Below are 15,239 nucleotides of genomic sequence, written 5' to 3' on the forward strand. Positions count from 1 at the left end.
CTCTCCGCCACGGGCTAACCTCGTCCCGTGGCCGACATCCAGATTCCCGCAGACATCAAGCCCGCCGACGGACGTTTCGGCGCCGGCCCCTCCAAGGTGCGCACCGAGGCGCTGGACGCCCTCGCCGCCACCGGTACCTCCCTGCTGGGCACCTCCCACCGGCAGGCGCCGGTGAAGAACCTGGTCGGCAAGGTCCGCGAGGGCATCTCCGAGCTGTTCTCCCTCCCCGAGGGCTACGAGGTCGTCCTCGGCAACGGCGGCTCCACCGCCTTCTGGGACATCGCCACGCACGGCCTGATCGAGAACAAGTCGCAGCACCTGAACTTCGGCGAGTTCTCCTCCAAGTTCGCCAAGGCCGCGAAGCTCGCGCCCTGGCTGGCCGAGCCCACCGTCATCGCCTCCGACCCCGGCACCCACCCCGAGCCGCGGGCCGAGGCGGGCGTGGACGTCTACGCCTTCACGCACAACGAGACCTCCACCGGTGTCGCCATGCCGATCAAGCGCGTGGCCGGCGCCGACGAGGGCGCGCTCGTCCTCGTGGACGCCACCTCCGGCGCGGGCGGCCTCCCGGTCGACATCGCCGAGACCGACGTCTACTACTTCGCCCCGCAGAAGTCCTTCGCCTCCGACGGCGGCCTGTGGATCGGCGTCTTCTCCCCGGCCGCGATCGAGCGCGCCGAGCGGATCCACGCGTCCGGGCGCCACGTCCCGGAGTTCTTCAGCCTGCCGACCGCGATCGACAACTCCCGCAAGAACCAGACGTACAACACCCCGGCCCTCGCCACCCTCTTCCTGCTCAACGAGCAGCTTGAGTGGCTCAACGGCCAGGGCGGCCTCGCCTGGTCCACGGCCCGTACGAAGGACTCCTCGACCCGGCTGTACACCTGGGCGGAGGAGGCCAAGTACGCCACCCCGTTCGTCTCGGACCCGGCCAAGCGCTCGCAGGTCATCGGCACGATCGACTTCTCCGACGAGATCGACGCCGCCGCCGTCGCCAAGGTGCTGCGCGCGAACGGCATCGTGGACACCGAGCCGTACCGCAAGCTCGGCCGCAACCAGCTGCGCATCGCGATGTTCCCGGCGATCGACCCGGCGGACGTCGAGGCGCTGACGAAGTGCGTCGACTACGTGATCGAGAAGCTGTAGCCGTTCCCGGCCGTACGACGCGCAAGGGCGCCCGGTGCTCACCGGGCGCCCTTCACTGTGCGGTCCGACGGCTCACTCTCCGGCGAACAGTTCCTCGGCGCTCTCCACGGTGAGGGAACGGTCGAACCAGGTCCCCAGCAGCTCAAGGTCGGCGCAGGCCATGACGCGCTCCCGGACGGAGTCGGGCACGTCGACGCCCCGCACTTCAAGCACCCGAAGAATGTCCTCCGCCTTGCCCTCCGCCTTGCCCTTCGCCTCACCGTCGGAGTGGACCTGGATCCAGGTTTCCTCCATCACACTGCCGAAGCCGGGGAAGTTCGGGGTGTACACGGCCATCAGTTTCCTCCAGTGATCGCGGGCCGGACCTTCGTCCAGACCGACCTCGATGTATTCCGCCCACTTCGCGTTGGGCCCCAACACCGGTGCCACCGCATCCAGTATCGCGAGGATGCCCGGGTCCTTGGCGTTGATGAGCACGGAGAAGGTGGCGAGCGCCGGGTCCTTCGCCGCCTCTACCGGGTCGGTGATCGGGCGCACACCGATCGGCCCCAGGACCAAGGGAAACACCTCCATGCTCGTGTGGAAACTGGACCCGATGCGGATGGGTTCCTCCGCCCACACCGCCGTTTTCTTGTCTCGGCATACCACGACCAGAATCGGCGGCGAGCCAAGAGATCCGGCGCCTCTCGGAAGATGCGGTGCGTCGCGTCATGCTGTGAGCTGGTCATACGACAGAACGTAGGCACGCGCACGCGGTGCGTACTCGCGTATGGCGACAAGGTCGACCGAACGAGTGAATGTGCCGCTGGAATATGCCAAAGACCATGGTCCGTGGCGACCGCCTCTACCGTCGCCGCGGTCTCAACCCCGCCGCAGGCGTCGCAGGCCGAGCAGGGCCACCGCTCCGAGCGCGACGATCACGGCGCCGACCTTGAGGCTTCCGCCGGCGCTCTTGTCCGTCGAAGTGGCTGGATCGCCCTTCGACGAGGGTGACTCGGCGTCGGGTCGGTCGGGTGCGTCGACGGCTTGTACGGCGCTGTCGGCGCCCTCGCTGCCGTACATCAGCTTGGTGCCGTCGGCGGAGTACGACACGGACTCCCCCTGACCCTGCAACGGGACGTCCAGGCGGCCCTCGCGCTTGATGCGGCCGCCGTTCCAGCGGTAGTGAATGCCGCCGAAGTAGCCGCGTACGGCGAGGTCCCGGCCGTCCGGGGAGAAGGCGGCGTCGGTGGCCCAGAGATCGACGGCGGCGATGGGCTTGAAGACGTTCGCGCCCGAGGTGGAGAGGGTGGCCGGGCCCTCGTACAGGTGCCCGCCGTCCTCCTTCTTGTCGATGATGTAGACGCGCCCGGTCTTCGGGTGGACGAGCAGCGACTCGGCGTCGCGCGGCCCGTCGGAGTACTTCACGACGTACTGCGTGGCCGTGACCGTCTGGTCCGTGAGGTTCTTCGGCTCGGGCAGCCGGTAGATCCACACGTAGGGCCACCTGCCGCCGAAGTTGTCGCCGATGTCACCGACGTAGATCTCGTTGTGCGGGCCGATGGAGATGGCCTCGACGTCACGCGGGGAGCCGATGCCGCGCAGGGTGATCCGGGCGACGGTCTTCCCGGTCGCGCTGTCCACGGCGTAGAGGTACGGGCCGTCGTCGCTGTCGTTGTGCGTCCAGTAGACGCCGGGATGGAGCCGGGAGGCGGCGAGCCCGCTGGACTCGGTGATCCGCGGATCCTTGAGGGTGAACCCCTGGTCGCCCGCCCCGTCGGCGGTTCCCTCGGCGGCGGAGGCGGGCAGCACGCAGGCACCGGCGAGCAAGACCCCGGCGAGGACGGCGAACGATCGACGCATGCCCCAAGCCTGCCATCACCGGCGGGGGTTCAGGGCACACGGCCACCGGGGAGCGGGGGACGTGGTCCGCCTCACAGCCACCACCGGTCCCGTGCGTCACGGAGATCGTCCATCATGACCGGATGCTTAGGTTCATGCCCGTGGGCGACTCCATGACGATCGGGAGCGCGGGCGAACACACATGGCGTTACCGGCTGTGGCAGCACCTGTCCGTGGCGTACGGCGGCTCGTTCACCTTCGTCGGGCCGCGCGAGACGCTGTACGACAAGCAGGCCGACGCCCCGACGTCCCTCGCCTACGCCGACCCCGCCTTCCCGCGCGCCCACCTCGCGGGCTGGGGCGAGGGCTGGCTGCACATGGCCCCGCTGATCGGCGACGCGGTGCGCGCCCACCGCCCCGACGTCCTCCTGGTCTCCCTGGGTCTGATCGACCTCGGCTTCTACACGAACGCCGAGCAGACGGCGGAGAACGTACAGGCGTTCGTGGCGGGCGCCCGGGAGGCGGACCCGCGCATCCGGATGGTGCTGCTGCCGGTCATCCCGAACATCCGGGCGGCGGCCGACGCGTCCTTCGCCGAGCAGGTCGACCGGTTCAACGTGCTGCTCGCCAAGGCGGTCGCCGACCTGGACGAGCCGCGCTCGCCGCTCCTGCTGGCCTCGCCGCCGGAGGAGTACGACATCCACACCGACACCTACGACGGCACGCATCCCAACGCGCGCGGGGAGCACCTGATAGCGGAGGCGTTCGCGGGGGCGATGCGGGAGGCGTGGGGGGTCGGCGGGGCGTACGTGGCCTGATCGGTCCGACCGGATCCCGGCGCCTCCCAGCCGGGGTACTCACGACAACCCCGCTCCGCCTCGCCCTCAGAACCGACGACTTCCCCGCGACTGACCCCGCTCCCACACGTACAGCGCCTCCCCCGAGTCCGCCGGCGTCACCCACCTGCCGTCGCCCAGGGTGGCCATGGGCGGCCGGATGCCGACCGGTACCGGGTAGCCGACCTCCGCCGGTGTGCGCGCGCCCGCCGTGTCGAGGAGCCAGTGCCGGCCCTGGCCCCACTCCTCGTCGGCCTCGACGGTCGAGCAGATCAGGGTCGTCTCGTCCAGGAAGCCGCCCGCCCAGTCCCAGTAGGGAAGCGCCTCGTCGTTGTCCGGCTCGGCCTCGGGATGCCGGGGGAGGGCCGTCGCGGCGTCCCACTCCAGGCCCTCCGGCACGGACCCGCCGGTGTCGCGGACCGCCAGGGTGTCCTGGTCGTGGGTCACCGTCATCAGCCGCTCGCCCGAGGGGCTCACGCCCATCAGGGTCAGATCGGCCGCGAGGTGACGGACGGACAGCTCCGTTCCGTCCCAGCGGCCCCAGCGCAGCGGCGACCCGTCCTGGCCCTCCCCGATGCTCAGCCCCATCTGTCCGGGATCCGTCGGGTGCGGCAGATGGAAGCTGCCCGCCGCCGCGGCCTCGGCGTCGGCCCGCGCGAGCACCCGCCCGTCCCGCGCGTCCAGCAGCAGCCACTCGTCGACGACGTCCGGGCCCAACTCGCCCACCGCCAGCGGCCCGCGTACGTGCGCCCACACGTACGCCCCGTCCACGGAGAACCCGGCCGAGCCGCGCTCCGGGTGACGGTGGTCGGCGCGGTCGCCGTACTCCTCGTACGACGTGTGCTGTTCGCGGCAGGCCCGGTGCCAGCAGCCGTGCCGGACCTCCCAGCGCGTCGCCCCCGACGGCTCCACCGCCCGCACCGCGTGCACGCCCGCGAACACCGCCAGGCTCGCGTCCGGGGCCACCGCCCACGTCCCGCGCCGGCGCGGCCAGGGCGCGGGCAGGCGCACCCGGTCCCCGGCGGGCGCGAAGGCGTCGTCCAGCGGCTGGACCCAGAGCGCGTCGTCGCCGCGCTGGGCCAGCAGGCGGCGGCCCGGCGGGCCGAGCAGTTCGGGGACGTCCGCCTCCGCGGACGGCAGGAGCACGGGGACGACGGCACAGAGCCGGGCACGGACGGACACGGGACTCTCCAGGGGCGATGTGACTGCGCGCACCCTACGGCACCCCTCTGACACCACGTCGGCCGCGGGCGTGGGGCGGCGCGGGTCACCTGCCCGCCGTGGTCACAGCGGCGGCCGGCCGGCATCCCGCGGTCGGCGGGAGAGACCCGGGCCGGGGTGCGCGATCGCTGCGACGAGGAGGGGACCACGGCGCCACCTGGTCGCCATGGTCGACGCGGCCGGCCGGCTGGGCGTGATCGTGCGCCACCGGAGCGGCTCCCTGTCCTCAGCAGGCCTTGCATAGAGCGCACTCGAAGCCGTTGGCTGGTGGACCATGAAGTACACGCAGCTCGGACGCACGGGACTCAAGGTCAGCCGGCTCGTCCTCGGGACGATGAACTTCGGTCCGCAGACCGACGAAGCCGACAGCCACGCGATCATGGACGCGGCGCTGGACGCGGGCATCAACTTCTTCGACACGGCCAATGTGTACGGCTGGGGCGAGAACAAGGGCCGGACCGAGTCCATCATCGGCAACTGGTTCGCCAAGGGCGGCGGCCGGCGCGACAAGACGGTCATCGCCACCAAGGTGTACGGCAACATGGCCGCCGACGGCGATGCCTGGCCCAACCACGACAAGCTCTCCGCGCTGAACATCCGGCGCGCGGTGGACGCCAGCCTCCAGCGGCTGAAGACGGACCACATCGACCTCTACCAGTTCCACCACATCGACCGCAGCACCCCGTTCGAGGAGATCTGGCAGGCGATCGACGTCCTCGTCCAGCAGGGCAAGATCCTGTACGCCGGGTCCAGCAACTTCCCCGGCTACAAGATCGCCCAGGCCAACGAGATCGCCGCCCGCCGCGGCGGCACCATCGGCCTGGTCAGCGAGCAGTGCCTGTACAACCTGGCCGAGCGCCGCGCCGAGATGGAGGTGATCCCGGCCGCGCAGGACTACGGCCTCGGGGTCATCCCCTGGTCGCCGCTGCACGGCGGTCTGCTGGGCGGGGTCATCAAGAAGGAGGTCCAGGGCGGGCGCCGCGCCTCCGGCCGGGCCGCGGACACCCTCAAGGACCCGGCGGCCCGCGCGCAGATCCAGTCCTACGAGGACCTGCTCGACAAGCACGGCCTGGAGCCCGGTGAGGTGGCCCTGGCCTGGCTGCTGACCCGCCCGGGCGTGACGGGCCCGATCGTCGGCCCGCGCACGGCCGACCAGCTTCAGTCGGCCCTCAGGGCGGTCGAGCTGGAGCTCGGCGAGGACCTGCTGGCCGGCCTGGACGAGATCTTCCCGGGCCCTGGCCCGTCCCCGGAGGCGTTCGCCTGGTAGACCCCGGGAAGCGCCCGAAGGGCGGCGGGGCCGCATTCGCCATGCGGCTCCGCCGCGCGGGGCGCGACCGGCCGAAGACAGCCCGCAGCCGCCGGCGCGGCTCGGTCCCCGCCCCCTGGGCGCCTGGACGAACCGCTACCTGACGGCCGACGCCAAGGCCACCACCACGAACATCAACACAAGCGCACCGGCCATGATCCGGTTCCGGGTTTTCGGGTCCACGCATTCGAGACTAACCGGCCCCGCCCAGCGCCCATCGCTCGACCACCTCGTACCGCGGCTGCTCCCCCGGCACCCCGGACGCCGGCAGCCGGCTGCGCACCAGCGCCAGGTCGGCCACGGTCCAGGTGCCGCCTGAGAAGTCCGCGAGGGCCGTCACGTACGGCCGTACGTCCACCGCGTCCCGGCTGCGGGCCAGCGTCAGATGGGCCTTGTAGCGCCGGTGTTCCCCCATCGGCACCCCCGCCTTCCGGGCCGCCGCCTCCGCCCGGTCGGCCAGCAGCCGCAGCGCCTCCACGTCCCCCCGGGCGCCCGTCCACAGTGCCCGCCCCCGGCCGAACTGGCCGCCGCCCGCGAGGGAGAGCGGGAAGGGGGCCGTACGGTGGGCCGCGCGGGCCAGGCGGTCCGACAGGGCGGGTACGACGTCGTCGGCGACCTCGCCGTAGAACGCGAGGGTGAAGTGCCAGCCGGGGCGGGCGGTCCAGCGCAGCCGGCCGGCCCCCGGCAGCCGCCTCAACCGGGCCACCTCCGCGGCGAGTTCCTCCACGGCGTCCCCGGGGGGCAGTACGGCGGCGAAGAGTCTCATGCACCTCACGATCGCAGACCCCGGCGGGCATGATGGGCCCATGGCGATCACCATCCGAGAAGGCGTTCCCGAGGACCTGCCCGCGATACTGGGCATGCTCGACAGCAGCGTGGAGTGGCTCGTCTCACAGGGGCGGACCGGCCAGTGGGGCGCCGAGCCGCTGTCGGAGCACACCAGGACCGTCGAGGCGGTCGTGCGCGCCATGGACGAGGGCACCACGTACATCGCCGAGGTGGACGGCGTACCGGCCGCCACGCTCACCCTCACCGACGGGCCCGGCGCCTACCTGTCCCACCTCCCGCCGCCCGGCGAGCCCGAGCGGTACATCCACTGGCTCGCCTCCGACCGCCGCTTCAAGGGGCGGGGCGTGGGCAGCGCGCTGCTCGCGCACGCCGCCGAGACGACCCGGCGGGCCGGCGTGGGCCTGCTCCGGGTGGACTGCTACGCGGGCGACGACCGCCGGCTCGTCGCCTACTACGAGGCGAACGGCTTCACCCCGACGCACACCTACACCCACGGCCCGGACGACTGGCCGGGACAGGTGCTGGCCCGGAGGGTCGACCAGGACCCTCCGGGCGGACGCTGACGGGGGCGGCCGGGAGGCTCACGCCGCCGTGGCCAGCTGCTCCCGTTCGCGCGGCACGAAGCGGACCCGCGGATGGCCGTGGTGCCAGCCCACCGACAGGCGCAGGCCGCCGATGCGGGCGAGGACCAGGCCGATCGCCCCGGCCGCCGCCGCCGACACCACACCGCCGGCCGCGAAGCCGACCCGGGCGCCGTAGGTGTCGGTGATCCAGCCGACCACCGGCGCGCCCAGCGGCGTACCGCCCATGAAGACCATCATGAACAGGGCCATCACCCGGCCGCGCATGGCCGGGTCGGTGCCCATCTGCACGGCGGTGTTCGCGGTGACGTTCACCGTCAGGCCGAAGATCCCGATCGGGACCATGAGCAGCGCGAACAGCCAGTACGACGGCGCCACCGCGGCCACGGTCTCCAGCGTGCCGAAGGCCAGCGCGGCGGCGATCAGCACGCGCAGCCGGGCCGTGCCGCGCCGGGCGGCCAGCAGGGCGCCGACCAGGGAGCCGACGGCCATCAGGGTGTTGAAGAGGCTGTAGGCGCCGGCTCCGGCGTGGAAGACGTGGTCCGCGTAGGCGGACAGCCACACCGGGAAGTTGAAGCCGAAGGTGCCGATGAAGCCGACCAGGACGATCGGCCAGATCAGCTCCGGCCGCTTCGCCACGTACCGCAGGCCCTCGCGGAGCTGGCCCTTGCCGCGCGGCGCGCGCTCGACCACGTGCAGTTCGCGGGCGCGCATCAGCAGCAGTCCGGCGATCGGCGCGGCGAAGGACAGGCCGTTGGCGAGGAACGCCCAGCCGGTGCCCACACCGGTGATCATCAGGCCGGCGACGGCGGGGCCGACCAGCCGGGCGGACTGGAAGTTCGCCGAGTTCAGGCTGACCGCGTTCTGGAGCTGCTCGGGGCCGACCATCTCGGAGACGAAGGACTGCCGGGCCGGGTTGTCGACCACCGTGGCGAGGCCGACGGCGAAGGCGGCGACGTAGACGTGCCAGACGTGGACGTGCCCGGAGAGGGTCAGTGCGGCGAGCACGAGACCGGTGACGGCCATCGCGGTCTGGGTGACCAGCAGGGCGGGGCGCTTGGGCAGGCGGTCCACGAGGACGCCGCCGTACAGCCCGAACAGCAGCATCGGCAGGAACTGGAGGGCCGTCGTGATGCCGACGGCCGCGGAGGAGCCGGTGAGGCTGAGGACCAGCCAGTCCTGGGCGATGCGCTGCATCCAGGTGCCGGTGTTGGAGACGACCTGGCCGATGAAGAAGAGGCGGTAGTTCCGGATCCTCAGCGAGCTGAACATCGAGGACTTGCGGGAAACGGGGGTGGTGGTAGGGGTGGCCGGTGCGGGGGCGGAAGGTGTTCCGGATCCCGTACTCAAAGGGTTCGCCTCCTCGGATGGCGCGCTTACAGGTGTGCGAGTTTCTCCAGCACGGGGGCGGCGGCGCGCAGGGTCGCCCACTCGTCCTCGTCGAGGCCGTCGGCCAGGCCGGCCAGGAAGGCGTTGCGCTTGCGGCGGCTCTCTTCGAGCATGGCCTCGGCCTGCTCGGTCTGCGTGACGACCTTCTGGCGCCGGTCCTCGGGGTGCGGCTCCAGCCTGACCAGCCCCTTGGCTTCGAGCAGCGCGACGATGCGGGTCATCGACGGCGGCTGGACGTGCTCCTTGCGGGCCAGTTCGCCCGGGGTGGCGGAGCCGCAGCGGGCGAGGGTGCCGAGCACCGACATCTCGGTGGGGCTCAGCGACTCGTCGACCCGCTGGTGCTTGAGCCGACGGGACAGCCGCATCACTGCGGAGCGGAGTGCGTTCACGGCGGCCGCGTCGTCGCCATGGGTAAGGTCCGGCATGTTCTTTAGCGTAACTCATTACTCTCGCTAAAGACCAGTCGGGCGCGCCCAGATGCCCGTGACGCCCGCCACTGAACCCTGAGATCACCCGTACGGGTGAGCCGGGTCCGGAAATCGACGCATCGGGCGGCCGGCTGTGGCGACCCTCGTACGCATGGGGACCAGTGTGCTCAGCCTGCGGATGGACGGGGAGCTGCTCGAACGGCTCCGGCACCACGCGGCGAGAAGAGGAATGAGCGTCCAGGACTATGTCGTCCGGACGCTCATTCGGGATGACTTCGACGAGCGGTTCCAGGCCGCCGTCGAGGAGACGGAGAAGTTCTACGGCGTCACCTGACGCCCGCCGGTCAGGTCAGACCCAGGGCCGGCATCAGGTAGTAGAAGGCGAAGACCGCCGAGACGACGTACATCGCCACCGGGATCTCCCGGGCCCGCCCGGCGACCAGGCGCAGCACCGTGAAGGTGATGAAGCCCATGCCGATGCCGTTCGTGATCGAGTAGGTGAACGGCATCATCAGCATCGTCACGAACGCCGGGATCGCGATGGTGTAGTCCGCCCAGTCGATCTCCTTGATGGAGTTCGACAGGATCAGGAAGCCGACCGCGACCAGCGCCGGGGTGGCCGCCTGGGACGGGACCATCGTGGCGATCGGGGTGAGGAACAGCGCGACGGCGAACAGGCCGCCCGTGACGACGTTCGCGAAGCCGGTACGGGCGCCCTCGCCGACGCCGGCCGTGGACTCCACGAAGGCGGTGGTGGCCGAGGAGGAGCTGGCACCGCCCGCCGCGACCGCGAGGCCGTCCACGAAGAGGACCTTGTTGATGCCCGGCATGTAGCCCTCGGCGTCGGTCAGCTTGGCCTCGTCGCTGATGCCCATGATCGTGCCCATCGCGTCGAAGAAGCACGACAGCAGGACCGTGAAGACGAAGAGGATGCCGGTCAGCACGCCGACCTTGGAGAAGCCGCCGAACAGGCTGACCTGGCCGACCAGGCCGAAGTCGGGGGTGGCGACCGGGTTGCCCGGCCACTTCGGGACCGTCAGGCCCCAGGACGGGATCGTGGCGACCGCGTTGATGATCACCGCGAGGACGGTCATGCCGACGATGGAGATGAGGATCGCGCCCGGCACCTTGCGGACGATCAGCGCGAAGGTGAGCAGCGCGCCCAGGATGAAGATCAGCACCGGCCAGCCGGTGAGGTGACCGCCGGTGCCGAGCTGGACCGGGACGGTGGTCTGGGCGGCGTCCGGCATACGGGTGACGAACCCGGAGTCGACCAGGCCGATCAGCATGATGAACAGGCCGATACCGATGGAGATCGCCTTGCGCAGACCGAACGGCACGGCGTTCATCACGCGCTCGCGCAGCCCGGTGGCGACCAGCAGCATGACCACGAAACCGGCGAGGACGACCATGCCCATGGCGTCCGGCCAGGACATGCGCGGGGCGAGCTGGAGGGCGACGACCGAGTTCACGCCGAGGCCGGCGGCGAGCGCGATCGGCACGTTGCCGATGACGCCCATCAGCAGCGTGGAGAACGCGGCCGTCAGCGCGGTCGCCGTCACCAGCTGGCCGTTGTCCAGGTGGTGCCCGTACATGTCCTTCGCGCTGCTGAGGATGATCGGGTTCAGCACGATGATGTACGCCATCGCGAAGAAGGTGGCGAAACCGCCACGGACCTCACGGGCGAGGTTGCTGCCGCGCTCGGAGATCTTGAAGTAGCGGTCGAGGGCGCCGTAGGCGGGCGCGCCACCCGGCTTCTCGGGGGTGGGGACCTTGGCGGGTGCCGAGGTGGACATGCGGGACCTCATCACCAGCGGGGTTCCCCCGAGCCCCGTTGGAGTTTCCTACGATCAGAAGCGGTCAAAGACAAACGGTTTCAGTATGAACGTATGAGTGGCAGATCGCTATCTCCGCGCGTAGACCCTGGCGGCGCTTAAGCTGTGCGCATGGCTAAGTGGACCCCCAAGCACGAGGCGCCGGAGCCCCTGGAGGGGCCCGTGGTCGCCACGATCACCGGCGGCACCCTCGTGTGGTTCGTCCTCTTCCTGGTCCAGCTCCCCTTCTACGGCTGGTTCGAGGACCACGGGCACCTGTGGTGGCTGTGGACGTGCCTGGCCGGGGGCGGGCTGGGGCTGATCGGCGTCTGGTACGTGCGCAAGCGGGACGCCGCGCTGAGGCGGGCGGCGGCTTCGAGGGCGACGTCGGCCGAATAGCGGGACATCCCCGTCCGCGAACGCTCGATCTCCGGCCCGGCGGGTCCGGTGGGCGGGTGGGCGGCATCGCACGTACCGTCGACTGCATGAGCCATATAGACGCGGGCGCCGACATCGAACCCGTGCGTCCCGTGGCCCTGCCGGGGCGCCCCGCGACCGGCCTGACCGGTGCCGAGGTCGCGGACCGCGTCGGCCGGGGCCTCGTCAACGACATACCGGTGCGCAGCAGCCGGTCGCTCGGGGAGATCGTCCGGGCCAACGTCTTCACCCGGTTCAACGCGATCATCGGCGTCCTGTGGCTGATCACGCTGTTCGTGGCGCCGATCCAGGACAGCCTCTTCGGCTTCGTGATCCTCGCCAACACCGGCATCGGCATCGTGCAGGAGTGGCGGGCCAAACAGACCCTGGACTCGCTCGCGGTGATCGGGGAGGCCCGGCCGACGGTACGGCGGGACGGGGTCGCGACCGAGGTGGCCACCCATGAGATCGTCCTGGACGACCTCATCGAGATCGGCCCCGGCGACAAGGTCGTGGTCGACGGGGTGTGCGCCGAGGCGGACGGGCTGGAGATCGACGAATCGCTGCTCACCGGCGAGGCCGATCCCGTCGTCAAACGCCCCGGTGACCCGGTGCTGTCCGGGAGCTTCGTGGTCGCGGGCGGCGGCGCCTTCACCGCCACCAGGGTCGGCCGCGAGGCCTACGCCGCCCAGCTCGCCGAGGAGGCGTCCCGGTTCACGCTCGTCCACTCCGAGCTGCGCTCCGGCATCTCCACGATCCTGAAGTACGTCACCTGGATGATGGTCCCGGCGGCCGTCGGACTCGTCATCACCCAGCTCGTGGTCAAGAACGACGACCTGAAGGACGCCGTGGCCCGCACGGTCGGCGGGATCGTGCCGATGGTCCCCGAGGGGCTGGTGCTGCTCACCTCCGTGGCCTTCGCGATCGGCGTCATCCGGCTCGGCCGCAAGCAGTGCCTCGTGCAGGAGCTGCCGGCCATCGAGGGCCTGGCCCGCGTCGACACCGTCTGCCTGGACAAGACCGGCACCCTCACCGAGGGTGGCATGGACGTCACCGAGCTGCGGACGCTGGACGGGGCGGACGAGACGTACGTACGCAAGGTGCTCGGCGCGCTCGGCGAGTCCGACCCGCGCCCCAACGCCTCCCTCCAGGCGATCATCGACGCCTACCCGGACAGCGACGACTGGCGCTGCGTCGAGTCGCTGCCCTTCTCCTCCACCCGCAGGTACAGCGGGGCCGCCTTCAGCGAGGGCGACGGCGAGACCAGCACCTGGCTGCTGGGCGCGCCGGACGTGCTCCTCGGCGCCGACGACCCGGCACTGGCCGAGACCGAGCGCCTGAACGAGCAGGGCCTGCGCGTGCTGCTGCTGGCCCGCGCGCACCGCGACCTGGACGACGCCGAGCCGGCCCGGGGCGCCCGCCCCACCGCCCTGGTCGTCCTGGAACAGCGGCTGCGGCCCGACGCCTCCGACACCCTGCGCTACTTCACCGAGCAGGACGTCCGCGCCAAGGTCATCTCGGGTGACAACGCCGTCTCGGTCGGCGCGGTCGCCGCGAAGCTGGGGCTGGAGGGTACGGCGGTGGACGCGCGGCGGCTGCCCGCCGAGCGGCCGGCGATGGCGAAGGCCCTGGACGCGGGCACGGTCTTCGGGCGGGTGACCCCGCAGCAGAAGCGGGACATGGTGGGCGCGCTCCAGTCGCGCGGGCACACGGTCGCGATGACCGGGGACGGCGTGAACGACGTGCTGGCCCTGAAGGACGCGGACATCGGGGTCGCCATGGGCTCCGGTTCGGAGGCCACGCGGGCGGTGGCCCAGATCGTGCTGCTGGACAACAGCTTCGCGGCCCTGCCCTCGGTGGTCGCCGAGGGCCGCCGGGTGATCGGCAACATCACGCGCGTGGCGACGCTGTTCCTGGTGAAGACGGTCTACTCGGTGCTGCTGGCGGTGCTGGTGGTGTGCTGGCAGGTGGAGTACCCGTTCCTGCCCCGGCACCTGACCCTGCTGTCCACGCTCACCATCGGCGTCCCGGCCTTCTTCCTGGCCCTCGCCCCGAACACGGAGCGGGCGAGACCGCACTTCGTGCGCCGGGTGATGCGGTACGCGATCCCCGGCGGGGTGCTGGCCGGCGTCGCGACCTTCGCCACGTACCTGCTGGCGCGGCACCACTACACCGGTCCCGGCGCCCTGGCCGCGGAGACGAGCGCGGCCACCCTGACCCTGTTCCTGATCTCGATGTGGGTCCTGGCGATCATCGCCCGCCCCTACACCTGGTGGCGGGTGGCGCTGGTGGCCGCGATGGCCGTGGCCTTCCTGCTGGTCCTGGCCGTGCCCTCGCTACAGGGCTTCTTCGCGCTGAAGCTGGTGGGGATGACCTTGCCGTGGACGGCGGTCGGCGTGGCCGCGGTGGCGGCGGCCGCCCTGGAGTACCTGTGGAGGTGGGTCGGCCGCCGCTTCCCGGACTGAGTCCGGTTTGGTACCGCTACTGCACGTCGACGTAGTCGGCCGTGGAGGTGACCCCCGACGTGGTGGACGTACCGGCGAAGCTGTAGCGGTAGTAGCCGTCGGAGCCGGCCGTCACCGTGGTCTTCAGGGCACCGGTGGAGGACGAGGTGATGGTCTTGACGGTGGTGTAGGTGGTGCTGCCCGCCTTGCGGAACTGGAGCTTGACGGACTGGCCGCCGAAGCCGATGTAGGTGCCGTGCTGCCAGTCGGCGCGGGTCAGCTTGCCGGTGACGGTCAGGGTCTTGCCCTTCTTGACCGGCTCCGGGGTGGCGTCGGCGGTGAGCTTGGCCGCGCGGCGCACCGGGATGGTGCCGAGGTCGTTCTGCCACTTCTCGGCCCCGGTCTTCTTGTCGACCGCGAGCCCGCCCTCCTTCCAGGTGCCGGCGTCCGAGTTGTACAGCTCGTCGGCGGGGAGGGTGATGTAGGCCGTGCAGTTCGCGGTGGTGCTGTTCACGGTGGTGCAGGTGCCCGGGTCGTCGCTGATGACCTGGGTGTCGGCGTCCTTGGCCGACGCGCCCCGGTAGAGCACCGGGCCGGTCAGGACGTTGGACATCGAGACAGTGGTGGGGTGGGTCACGGTGTAGGTCGCCTTGACCTTGACCGTGGAGGTCGCCCCGAGGGTGATCGCCTTGCCGCCGTTGACCTTCACGTTGGAGAAGGTGACGTTCGGCGCCGCGGTGGCCGCGTGTGCGGCCGGGACGGCGAAGGCGGAGAGGGCCAGGGCGCCGGAGACGGCGGCCACGGTGGCACGTATGCGCATGTGCGTTCCCCTGGAGGGAGAAGTGATCGTGGAGTCGGTCGACTCACGCGATCAGATCCGCGAGGCAGGCGCCCGGTTGTACGGCAAGACCTCGTTCCGGCCGAATTTGGGCCTTGGATTACCAGCGCATGACACAACTGAGAAGGAACGTTCCGCCCCGGGAGCGACGGCAGGCACTCCCGGGGCGGGAACCGTGCCGCTTACTGCACGCCGACGAAGTCACCGGT

General features: G+C 71.1%; 15 protein-coding genes. 7 read left to right on the forward strand and 8 right to left on the reverse strand.

The window, feature by feature from the left end; all coding sequences use genetic code 11:
* Positions 1-27: 27 nt before the first annotated feature.
* Positions 28-1,146: a phosphoserine transaminase gene (gene serC / locus ACH4LD_RS09050; protein WP_398055536.1), complete on the forward strand. Its 1,119-nt coding sequence runs from the start codon at positions 28-30 to the stop codon at positions 1,144-1,146.
* A 72-nt stretch (positions 1,147-1,218) separates the two neighbouring features.
* Here the strand turns inward: serC and ACH4LD_RS09055 are convergent, their stop codons facing one another.
* Together ACH4LD_RS09055 and ACH4LD_RS09060 are read right to left on the reverse strand one after the other, a co-directional pair.
* Positions 1,219-1,704, reverse strand: coding sequence for a hypothetical protein (locus ACH4LD_RS09055; RefSeq protein WP_398106167.1), 486 nt, complete (start codon positions 1,702-1,704; stop codon positions 1,219-1,221).
* A gap of 303 nt (positions 1,705-2,007) precedes the next feature.
* On the reverse strand, positions 2,008-2,988 hold the full coding sequence (locus ACH4LD_RS09060) for a WD40 repeat domain-containing protein (protein ID WP_398055538.1): 981 nt from the start codon (positions 2,986-2,988) through the stop codon (positions 2,008-2,010).
* A 122-nt stretch (positions 2,989-3,110) separates the two neighbouring features.
* Here ACH4LD_RS09060 and ACH4LD_RS09065 point away from each other — a divergent pair, with 122 nt between their 5' ends.
* Positions 3,111-3,785 (forward strand): GDSL-type esterase/lipase family protein, encoded by a 675-nt coding sequence (locus tag ACH4LD_RS09065; protein ID WP_398055539.1) that lies wholly within the window; start codon positions 3,111-3,113, stop codon positions 3,783-3,785.
* Between the two features lie 66 nt (positions 3,786-3,851).
* On the opposite strand, the gene ACH4LD_RS09070 is transcribed toward ACH4LD_RS09065, so the two are convergent.
* Complete coding sequence (locus ACH4LD_RS09070) at positions 3,852-4,985, reverse strand: hypothetical protein (protein WP_398055540.1); 1,134 nt, start codon at positions 4,983-4,985, stop codon at positions 3,852-3,854.
* Positions 4,986-5,298: 313 nt separating this feature from the next.
* Between ACH4LD_RS09070 and ACH4LD_RS09075 the strand changes: the two genes are divergently transcribed.
* Entirely contained in the window at positions 5,299-6,291 is a 993-nt protein-coding gene (locus ACH4LD_RS09075) for an aldo/keto reductase (RefSeq protein WP_132785370.1), read from the forward strand.
* 232 nt (positions 6,292-6,523) lie between these two features.
* Here ACH4LD_RS09075 and thpR read toward each other — a convergent pair whose 3' ends face one another.
* A complete protein-coding gene (gene thpR, locus ACH4LD_RS09080; RefSeq protein ID WP_398055541.1) occupies positions 6,524-7,096 on the reverse strand; it encodes an RNA 2',3'-cyclic phosphodiesterase in 573 nt (190 codons plus the stop codon).
* 40 nt (positions 7,097-7,136) lie between these two features.
* On the opposite strand from thpR, the gene ACH4LD_RS09085 reads away from it, so the two are divergent.
* A complete protein-coding gene (locus ACH4LD_RS09085; RefSeq protein WP_398055542.1) occupies positions 7,137-7,682 on the forward strand; it encodes a GNAT family N-acetyltransferase in 546 nt (181 codons plus the stop codon).
* An 18-nt stretch (positions 7,683-7,700) separates the two neighbouring features.
* On the opposite strand, the gene ACH4LD_RS09090 is transcribed toward ACH4LD_RS09085, so the two are convergent.
* A complete protein-coding gene (locus ACH4LD_RS09090) occupies positions 7,701-8,972 on the reverse strand; it encodes an MFS transporter (protein WP_132785532.1) in 1,272 nt (423 codons plus the stop codon).
* Between the two features lie 104 nt (positions 8,973-9,076).
* Entirely contained in the window at positions 9,077-9,514 is a 438-nt protein-coding gene (locus ACH4LD_RS09095) for a MarR family winged helix-turn-helix transcriptional regulator (protein WP_103809784.1), read from the reverse strand.
* 154 nt (positions 9,515-9,668) lie between these two features.
* On the opposite strand from ACH4LD_RS09095, the gene ACH4LD_RS09100 reads away from it, so the two are divergent.
* Positions 9,669-9,851: a ribbon-helix-helix protein, CopG family gene (locus ACH4LD_RS09100; RefSeq protein WP_103810025.1), complete on the forward strand. Its 183-nt coding sequence runs from the start codon at positions 9,669-9,671 to the stop codon at positions 9,849-9,851.
* Positions 9,852-9,861: 10 nt separating this feature from the next.
* Here ACH4LD_RS09100 and ACH4LD_RS09105 read toward each other — a convergent pair whose 3' ends face one another.
* Positions 9,862-11,313: an NCS2 family permease gene (locus tag ACH4LD_RS09105; protein WP_132785373.1), complete on the reverse strand. Its 1,452-nt coding sequence runs from the start codon at positions 11,311-11,313 to the stop codon at positions 9,862-9,864.
* A 150-nt stretch (positions 11,314-11,463) separates the two neighbouring features.
* Between ACH4LD_RS09105 and ACH4LD_RS09110 the strand changes: the two genes are divergently transcribed.
* Together ACH4LD_RS09110 and ACH4LD_RS09115 are read left to right on the forward strand one after the other, a co-directional pair.
* A complete protein-coding gene (locus tag ACH4LD_RS09110; RefSeq protein WP_103809782.1) occupies positions 11,464-11,730 on the forward strand; it encodes a DUF2530 domain-containing protein in 267 nt (88 codons plus the stop codon).
* Between the two features lie 86 nt (positions 11,731-11,816).
* The gene (locus tag ACH4LD_RS09115; RefSeq protein WP_398055544.1) at positions 11,817-14,213 is read left to right on the forward strand and encodes an HAD-IC family P-type ATPase; all 2,397 of its coding nucleotides are present in this window, start codon (positions 11,817-11,819) and stop codon (positions 14,211-14,213) included.
* 16 nt (positions 14,214-14,229) lie between these two features.
* Here the strand turns inward: ACH4LD_RS09115 and ACH4LD_RS09120 are convergent, their stop codons facing one another.
* Complete coding sequence (locus ACH4LD_RS09120; RefSeq protein WP_398055545.1) at positions 14,230-15,012, reverse strand: hypothetical protein; 783 nt, start codon at positions 15,010-15,012, stop codon at positions 14,230-14,232.
* Positions 15,013-15,239 lie beyond the last annotated feature (227 nt).

The sequence above is a fragment of the Streptomyces sp. NPDC017676 genome, from assembly GCF_044329325.1.
GTDB lineage: Bacteria > Actinomycetota > Actinomycetes > Streptomycetales > Streptomycetaceae > Streptomyces.

Bases quoted from the DNA above. Each gene is read 5' to 3' on its own strand.
- ACH4LD_RS09085 (WP_398055542.1), top strand. From the start codon at position 7,137: ATGGCGATCACCATCCGAGAAGGCGTTCCCGAGGACCTGCCCGCGATA.
- thpR (WP_398055541.1), bottom strand. From the start codon at position 7,096: ATGAGACTCTTCGCCGCCGTACTGCCCCCCGGGGACGCCGTGGAGGAA.
- ACH4LD_RS09115 (WP_398055544.1), top strand. From the start codon at position 11,817: ATGAGCCATATAGACGCGGGCGCCGACATCGAACCCGTGCGTCCCGTG.
- ACH4LD_RS09120 (WP_398055545.1), bottom strand. From the start codon at position 15,012: ATGCGCATACGTGCCACCGTGGCCGCCGTCTCCGGCGCCCTGGCCCTC.
- ACH4LD_RS09105 (WP_132785373.1), bottom strand. From the start codon at position 11,313: ATGTCCACCTCGGCACCCGCCAAGGTCCCCACCCCCGAGAAGCCGGGT.
- ACH4LD_RS09060 (WP_398055538.1), bottom strand. From the start codon at position 2,988: ATGCGTCGATCGTTCGCCGTCCTCGCCGGGGTCTTGCTCGCCGGTGCC.
- ACH4LD_RS09090 (WP_132785532.1), bottom strand. From the start codon at position 8,972: ATGTTCAGCTCGCTGAGGATCCGGAACTACCGCCTCTTCTTCATCGGC.
- ACH4LD_RS09110 (WP_103809782.1), top strand. From the start codon at position 11,464: ATGGCTAAGTGGACCCCCAAGCACGAGGCGCCGGAGCCCCTGGAGGGG.
- ACH4LD_RS09065 (WP_398055539.1), top strand. From the start codon at position 3,111: ATGCTTAGGTTCATGCCCGTGGGCGACTCCATGACGATCGGGAGCGCG.
- ACH4LD_RS09100 (WP_103810025.1), top strand. From the start codon at position 9,669: ATGGGGACCAGTGTGCTCAGCCTGCGGATGGACGGGGAGCTGCTCGAA.
- ACH4LD_RS09075 (WP_132785370.1), top strand. From the start codon at position 5,299: ATGAAGTACACGCAGCTCGGACGCACGGGACTCAAGGTCAGCCGGCTC.
- ACH4LD_RS09095 (WP_103809784.1), bottom strand. From the start codon at position 9,514: ATGCCGGACCTTACCCATGGCGACGACGCGGCCGCCGTGAACGCACTC.